The organism is Frankia nepalensis (assembly GCF_016786325.1).
GTDB classification, from domain to species: Bacteria; Actinomycetota; Actinomycetes; order Frankiales; family Frankiaceae; genus Pseudofrankia; species Pseudofrankia nepalensis.
Genome location: NZ_JADWYU010000152.1, coordinates 35,849 through 42,520 on the forward strand (window position 1 = coordinate 35,849; position 6,672 = coordinate 42,520).

At 72.7% G+C, this 6,672-nt stretch carries 4 protein-coding genes and 1 pseudogene; 2 read left to right on the forward strand and 3 right to left on the reverse strand.

What is annotated here, in order from left to right; all coding sequences use genetic code 11:
* Nucleotides 1-47: 47 nt before the first annotated feature.
* The 3 genes and pseudogenes from I6A81_RS23905 to I6A81_RS43810 all read right to left on the reverse strand — a co-directional run.
* Complete coding sequence (locus I6A81_RS23905; RefSeq protein WP_203003760.1) at nt 48-1,136, reverse strand: amidohydrolase family protein; 1,089 nt, start codon at nt 1,134-1,136, stop codon at nt 48-50.
* A 104-nt stretch (nt 1,137-1,240) separates the two neighbouring features.
* Nucleotides 1,241-2,599: a CaiB/BaiF CoA transferase family protein gene (locus I6A81_RS43805; RefSeq protein ID WP_238429340.1), complete on the reverse strand. Its 1,359-nt coding sequence runs from the start codon at nt 2,597-2,599 to the stop codon at nt 1,241-1,243.
* A pseudogene (locus tag I6A81_RS43810) lies at nt 2,544-3,965 on the reverse strand (CaiB/BaiF CoA transferase family protein); the annotation flags it as partial. The pseudogene I6A81_RS43810 and the gene I6A81_RS43805, both read right to left, overlap by 56 nt.
* Nucleotides 3,966-4,060: 95 nt before the next feature.
* On the opposite strand from I6A81_RS43810, the gene I6A81_RS23920 reads away from it, so the two are divergent.
* Entirely contained in the window at nt 4,061-4,744 is a 684-nt protein-coding gene (locus tag I6A81_RS23920) for a TetR/AcrR family transcriptional regulator (RefSeq protein ID WP_203003758.1), read from the forward strand.
* 207 nt (nt 4,745-4,951) lie between these two features.
* Nucleotides 4,952-6,253, forward strand: a complete 1,302-nt coding sequence (locus I6A81_RS23925) for an ABC transporter substrate-binding protein (protein ID WP_203003757.1) — start codon at nt 4,952-4,954, stop codon at nt 6,251-6,253.
* Nucleotides 6,254-6,672: the final 419 nt, after the last annotated feature.

Consider the following 6,672-nt stretch of genomic DNA (forward strand, 5'->3'; position numbering starts at 1 on the left):
TCAGACGTCCGGTCAGACGGACCGGCCGGACGGGCCGGACGGGCCGGTCAGACGTTGAAGATCCGCTTGGCGTTCCCGTAGACCATCTTGTGGGCCTCGTCGTCGGGGACACCGGCCATCAGGTCGGCGACGACCTTGCGGGAGTTCGGCCAGGTGCAGGCCGGGTGCGGAAAGTCCGTGGACCACATGATCCGGTCGACGCCGATCTCGTGGCGCATCTCGACGCCGCGCCGCTCGTCCATGAAGGTCAGCGAGATGTTGCGGTGGAAGTACGCGCTGGGCTTGTCCTTCAGCGCGGGGAACTCGTAGCCGTGCGTGGTCATCGAGTCGAGCGTGTTCAGGTACCACGGCACCCAGGCCAGGCCCGGCTCGACGAGCACGAACTGCAGGTCGGGGAAACGCTCGAACAGGCCGGACAGCAGCAGCATGCCGAGCTGCTCGGCCAGCCGCAGCGGCTGCTGCGAGGTGAAGACGCCCATCTGCGGGGTCGGGTCACGCGCGGCGATCTCCCACGTGGCGTCCGAGACGCCGAGGTGGATGCAGACCGGGATCTTCATCTCCTGCAGCCGGGCCCACAGCGGGTCATAGCGCGGGTCGAAGTACTCCGGCAGGCCGCACTCGTTCGGGCTGGTCGGCAGGTGGATGGTGCGCGCCCCGTGATCGCTCACCAGTCGGTCCAGCTCGGCGACGGCATGGTCGATCTCCCGCAGCGGCAGCTGGTAGGCGACGAGCAGCCGGTCCGGGTCCGCGGCGGCGAAGTCCGAGCTGAAGTCGTTGAACGCCCGCGCGGTCTCCTTCCAGCCGTCCAGCATCTTGTAGAAGATCCGGAACGACGACAGGTCGGAGAAAAGGATCTCGACGTCGACGCCGTCGTCGTCCATCGCGGCGAGGCGCGCCACCGGGTCGAAGTAGCCCGGGTTGCGTGCGGCCTCGTGCAGGTAGGAGCCCAGGCCCACGGGAGGCAGGCCGCGCAGGTGGACGGCGGCGCGCTTGGGTGCCTCGACCAGCCGGTTGGCGTGGTCGATGGCGTCGTGGAACTTCGCGGACGTGCGTTCTTTCAGCGCGTCGACCGTGCACTGGTAATGCGAGTCGACCGAGATGAGCCGATCGAGGCCGTTGGGAACAGAGCCGGACATGGTGCCTCCCTTTCCGGAGCGCTGCCGGGGTGGCCGGATGGCGGATGGGGCGCGGATGGGGTGCGGCGATTCAGCGGGTGCGGCGATTCAGTGGGTGCCGCGGTTCAGAGGGCGAGGACGGACCTGGCCTCGACGAGCGCGGCGGCCGCGGCGGCGTCGTAGCCGAGCTCGGCGAGGATCGCGCGGGTGTGCTCGCCCGCGAGGCACGGCGGGCCGGGCACCCGCCCGGGGTTGTCGGCGAGGCTGACCAGCACGCCGGCCTGCTCCAGCGTCCCGACGCCGGGGACCGTCGCGGTGACGACGTCCCCGAGCGCGCGCAGCGCCGGGTCCGTGAACAGCGCGGCGCCGAACGTGTCCACGGACAGCTCGCACGGCAGGTCGCGCTTCTCGAACGCGGCGACGACGTCGTCGGCGTCGCGGCGGGCGAACAGCGGCTCGAGGGCGGCTCGCAGCTCGGTGTCGCGCGCCACGCGGGCGGTGGCGTCCGCGAAGCGCGGGTCGGCCAGGAGTTCCGGCGCCGCCAGCGCCTCGCACAGGTCGGGCCACGCCGCCTCGTCGAGGACGGCGATCGACAGCCAGTCGTCGCCGGCGAGTCGGTAAAGGCCGTGCAGCGCCGACAGGCCCCGCTGCCTCGCGTCGATCCGGGGCCGGTCGACGGGGGTGCCGTCGGCGAGGCTGTAGGCGTAGGACGTCGCCAGCAGGGTCGCGTTGATGATCGCGGTCGACACCTTCTGGCCCTGCCCGGTGCGCTCACGGTGGTAGAGGGCCTGGATGACGGCCGTCGCCCACAGGAAGCCGTTGCCGGTGTCACCCATGTTCACCCGGCTCCACATCGGCGGGGCGCCGAGCCGGCAGGCGCCGTCCTCGTACTCGGTGCCGGCCAGCGCGTTGGCGGTCTGGTCGGTGCCGGGCTGGCGAGAGCGCGGGCCGTCCTCGAAGCCGCGGGTGTGGCAGTAGACCAGTCGCGGGTACCTGGCGCGAAGTTCGTCGTAGCCGATTCCGAGCCGCTCGGCGGCGCCGGCGCGCATGTTGTGCGCGACCACGTCCGCGGTGGCGAGAAGCCGCTCCAGCACCTCGCGGCCGGCCGGGTCCTTGAGGTCGAGCGCGATCGAGCGCTTGCCCCAGTTGGTGGCCAGGCCCATGTGCGTGCGGGTCCAGTAGCCGTCGTGCAGCGCGTGCACCTTGATGACGTCGGCCCCAAGGTCGGCGAGGACCTTCGCCCCCCAGGGACCCGCGACGCCGAGGCCGAGGTCGAGGACCCGCACGCCGTCGAGCGGGCCGCGCGGCAGCGCGCGGGCCGGCCCCGGGGGCGCGGGTGCCCGGATGGGAGCAGGCACCGGGGCGGCGCCGGGCACCGGGACGGGCGCGGCGGCCAGGACCGCCGCGGTGTGCTCCCCCCCGCCGGGGCGCCGGGCCCTGGACCGCGCCAGGCGTCTCGGAGAACTCCAGGACCACGCCGGCATGCCGGATCGGCCCGGCGTCGGGGTCGTCGACCTCGACGACGCAGCCCTGGGCGAGCAGGGCCGGGTCGGCGAACGCCTCCTCCGGCGAACGCACGAGCGCGATGCCGAGGTTGCGGGCCGCGCCGAAGGCGACCCACTGCTCGGACGGGAACTTCTTGAATGCCTCCTGGAGGAGCCCGTAGTACAGGTACAGGATCGGCACCTCGTCGGCGTCCATGCCGATGCGGATACCGGACTTCATGTCCTCCTTCGGGCCGTCGAGCACCAGTTCGTCGCCTTCGGCGGCCTCCAGGACGAGCGAAGGTCGGATCGTCCAGAAGTGCACCCAGCGGCCGTCAGCGCATTCGAACAGGCCCTCGGGCGAGCGCCGGTCGGTGACCCACATCCAGAAGCCGGGAGCGTCGAGGTTCTCAGCCCACTGCCAGTTCGGCGCGTTGGCCGCGATCGCGCCCCGAGCGAGCGACGTCTCGACCAGGTCGCCCCGGCCGGTGACCTCGCGGGCGCGAAGCGCCGCGCTCACGCCGACGACGGCGTTGTAGGCGGCGCCGAGGCTCGGCCAGGTCGACCGCAGGAAGACCGGCCCTTCCTGGTCGAACCGGTTCGCCGGCAGGTCCGGGATCTCGACGTCGGCGTTCGGGATGGCGGCGCCACGGATCCTGTTCAGCGGAGTACCGAGAACGCCGCGCGACTCCCACTGCAGGCCGGTTCTGGCGGCGACGAGCGAGTCGTAGCCGGGCCGGTGCGCGTCCGGCCCGTCGGGGCCATAGCCGGTGATCGAGCAGTAGACCAGCCGCGGGTTGCGTGCTCGCAGCGTCGGCGCGTCGATTCCCAGGCGAATGGTGACGCCCGGCGCGAACGACTCGACGAGCACGTCCGCGGCGTCGGCCAGCCGCAGGAACGCGGCGCGCTGCTCGGCGTCGGTCAGGTCGAGCACGGCGGAGCGCTTGCCCCGGTTCCAGACCTTGTACGCGACGTCGTCGCGCACCGGGTCGCCCCCCGGCGGCTCGACCCGCAGCACGTCGGCCCCCGAGTCGGCAAGCAGCATGGCCGTGATGGGCCCCGCGACACCCCAGGACAGGTCGAGCACCGTCAGGCCGGCGAGCGGGCCTCTCGCCCGCGCCGTCGCGCCGCCGACGGGTGGCGCCGTCGGGTCGCAGTGTCGCGTCTCGGCCATTCTTCCCTCCCGCGTGCCCCAGTGGTCAGACCGGCGGGACTCGCCGCTCGGCGTGATGACCAGCACGATAGCACTTACTATGTTGTAGACACCAAAAATACCGAACCCCCTGCGCGCCAGGGAGAACGCCGACGCGTCACCCTCGCGGGCGCTCGACGTGGCCGACGGGACACCCCGCCGGCGGCGCGCCATGAAAGGATCTGGTCAACAACGGCCCGAGGCCCTCCAGCGGAACGAGGCCCACGCACCCAGGTCGAGCCGACGCCGGTGCTACCACGAGGAGCGACGTGTCCGAGATCGCCGAGAACCTCGCCGGCGGCGTGGCCGGCCACACCGCCGCGCAGCCGCCGCGGGATCGGTCCCGCCGGCGCCGGGCGAGCCGCGACCCGGCGGGGCGCACCCAGATCCTCGACGCCGCCGTCGCGTGCATCCTCGAACTCGGCTTCTACCGGGCCAGCACCAATGAGATCGCGCGGCGCGCCAACGTGAGCTGGGGCGCGATCCAGTACTACTTCGGCTCGCGCGAATCCCTGATGATCGCGGCCGTCGAGGAGCTCAACCGCCGGTTCATCGCCTCGATCGCGCAGCGCCACGTCGAGGGCGAAACCCTCGAGGAGCGCGTCGAGGCGCTCTACGAGCTGCTCGCGCAGTACTACAGCGCGCCCGCCTACCTCGCGCGGATGCAGATCATGCTGAACCTGCAGAGCGACCCGGACACCTCCGCCGAGGCCTCGGCCGCCCTGGCCGACATGTCGACGCAGGTCGCCGACCAGATCCGCCGGCTGCTGACCGAGGCGCTCGGCCCTGACGCCGACCCGGCCCGCAACAGCGCCCTGTTCCACGCGATCCGCGGCTTCGCCGTGTCCCGGCAGCTCGCCGAGTCCATCGACCCCGAGCACGGCCGGCACGACGACGAGGTCCGCCGGATCTTCCTGGCGAGCATCGTCGCCACCGAGCGGCGCTCTCACTAGGCCGCTCCCGGCCTACCGGGCCGCCCCCTGCGACGCCCCGCCCGGGCCACGCGCGCCGACACGGCGGCGAGCGCCGGGCCCGCCACTTTCGGTGGGATCGGGCGACCTCACCCGCTCCCACCTGCTCCGGGCGCGGTAGCGTGCGGTCCTCTACATCGCAACTACGATGTAGTAACTCTCCGTATGTGTCAGCGGCAGGAGATGCTCATGAACCGTCGGCGCACGCGCGCGCGGACCGCCACGGCGGCGGTCGCCCTACTCGTCGGCTTACCCGGGGTGCTCGCGGGTTGCGACTCGTCGCCCGCCACGGGTCCCGGCAGCGCCGACGCGGCCTGTTCCGCGCCGGGCGTGACCGCCGACTCCATCAAGATCGGGCTCATCTTCCCTGACAGCGGCGGCGCCATCGCCACCAGTTTCGGCGCGGCCCGCGGTGCCGCGGAGGCCAGGATCGGCGCCCAGAACGCGACCGGCGGGGTACACGGCCGCCGGATCGACCTGGTGTGGCGCGACGACGCGTCGCGGGAGGACCAGTTCGCGCGGGCGGCGCACGAACTGGTCGACACCGAGGGCGTCTTCGGCCTGATCGCGACCTCGATCGCGCTCGGCCCGTCGGCGGACTGGCTGGCCAGCGACCGCATCCCCGTGACGGGCGTGGCGACCGGCGACGCCTGGGGCAAGCACGACAACCTGTTTCACTTCGGCTCGCTGTTCAACCAGGGTGGCGCCGTCGACACGTTCGGCAGGTTCGCGCGGGCGCGGGGCGCGACCAGGGCGCTCATCGTCGTGGACCCCGGAGCCGCGGCGTCGGGAGGCCTCGCGCACCAGTACGCGCCCAGCCTGCGCAGCCAGGGCGTCGAGGTGGTCGGCGAGGCCGCCTTCACCTCCGGCATCTCCAGCCCGGCCAAGGTCGTCAGCCAGCTGCGCGCGACGGGCGCCGACGCGCTGGTCGGCGCGATCCCGCTCGAGACGTTCATCGACATCTACGCGGCCGCGAAGAACGACGGGGTCCGGCTCAGGGTCGCGCTGACCAACAACGGCTACAGCTCGGCCATGCTCGCGCGGCGGGGCCCCGACATGGCGGGCATGTCAGTGATCGTCGGCTACCACGCGTTCGAGCAGAAGTCGCCGGCGATGCTCGCCTACCAGGAGGCGATGGCCAGGTACGCGCCGGAACTGGCCGACCCGAACGGGGAGCTCGCCCTCGGCGCCTACGTGGCGACCGACGAGATGATCAAAGGGCTCGAGGTCGCCGGGCCGTGCCCGAGCCGGGAGTCGTTCATCGCGAACTTGCGCCAGGTCCACGACTTCGACGCCGGCGGCCTGGTCGCGCCGACCGACCTGAGCACGCCGAACGCCCCGGCGGCCTGCTTCAACTTCCTGACGGTGGATCCGGCGGGCACGGCCTACACCGTGGTGCCGGGCAACCAGCCGGACGGCTTCTGGTGCGGCGGGCCGGTCGACGAAGCGGCTGGCGTGTCCGCCGCGGGGGACGCGCCAGCCGGGGGCTGACCGGCCAGCAACCTCTCATTGAGTTGCTACATAGTAGATGCTATCATTGCCCCGATCGCAGCTCGTGTCGATTCGGCGATGGCGGAATCCCACCCGAGGTCACCTGGCACACCCCGCGGCTCTACTGCCACGCCATGTCTGACCCCACCCGTGGCTGACGCCGGACGTCGGCGCCAGATCCGAGGCCCGGCTGAAGGACCTGGGCGCGAGCCTGCCCCGACGGCCCGGTGAGCGCCCCCGCCGCGCGGCCGGCCGTGGCTCCCCGCCACGGCTGGCAGAGCGCCTGGCACCGCGCCGCGCGGTCATCCACCGTCGCGGCCCCTCAGATGGAGGACGTCATGCACTTGTTACGGACCCGTCGCGGGGCCCCCCGGGGGCCCCGCGGCGCCCCGGGGGGGGGGGCCCCGGGCGCGCGGGGG

Bases quoted from the DNA above. Each gene is read 5' to 3' on its own strand.
- I6A81_RS23925 (WP_203003757.1), top strand. From the start codon at position 4,952: ATGAACCGTCGGCGCACGCGCGCGCGGACCGCCACGGCGGCGGTCGCC.
- I6A81_RS23905 (WP_203003760.1), bottom strand. From the start codon at position 1,136: ATGTCCGGCTCTGTTCCCAACGGCCTCGATCGGCTCATCTCGGTCGAC.
- I6A81_RS43805 (WP_238429340.1), bottom strand. From the start codon at position 2,599: ATGCCGGCGTGGTCCTGGAGTTCTCCGAGACGCCTGGCGCGGTCCAGG.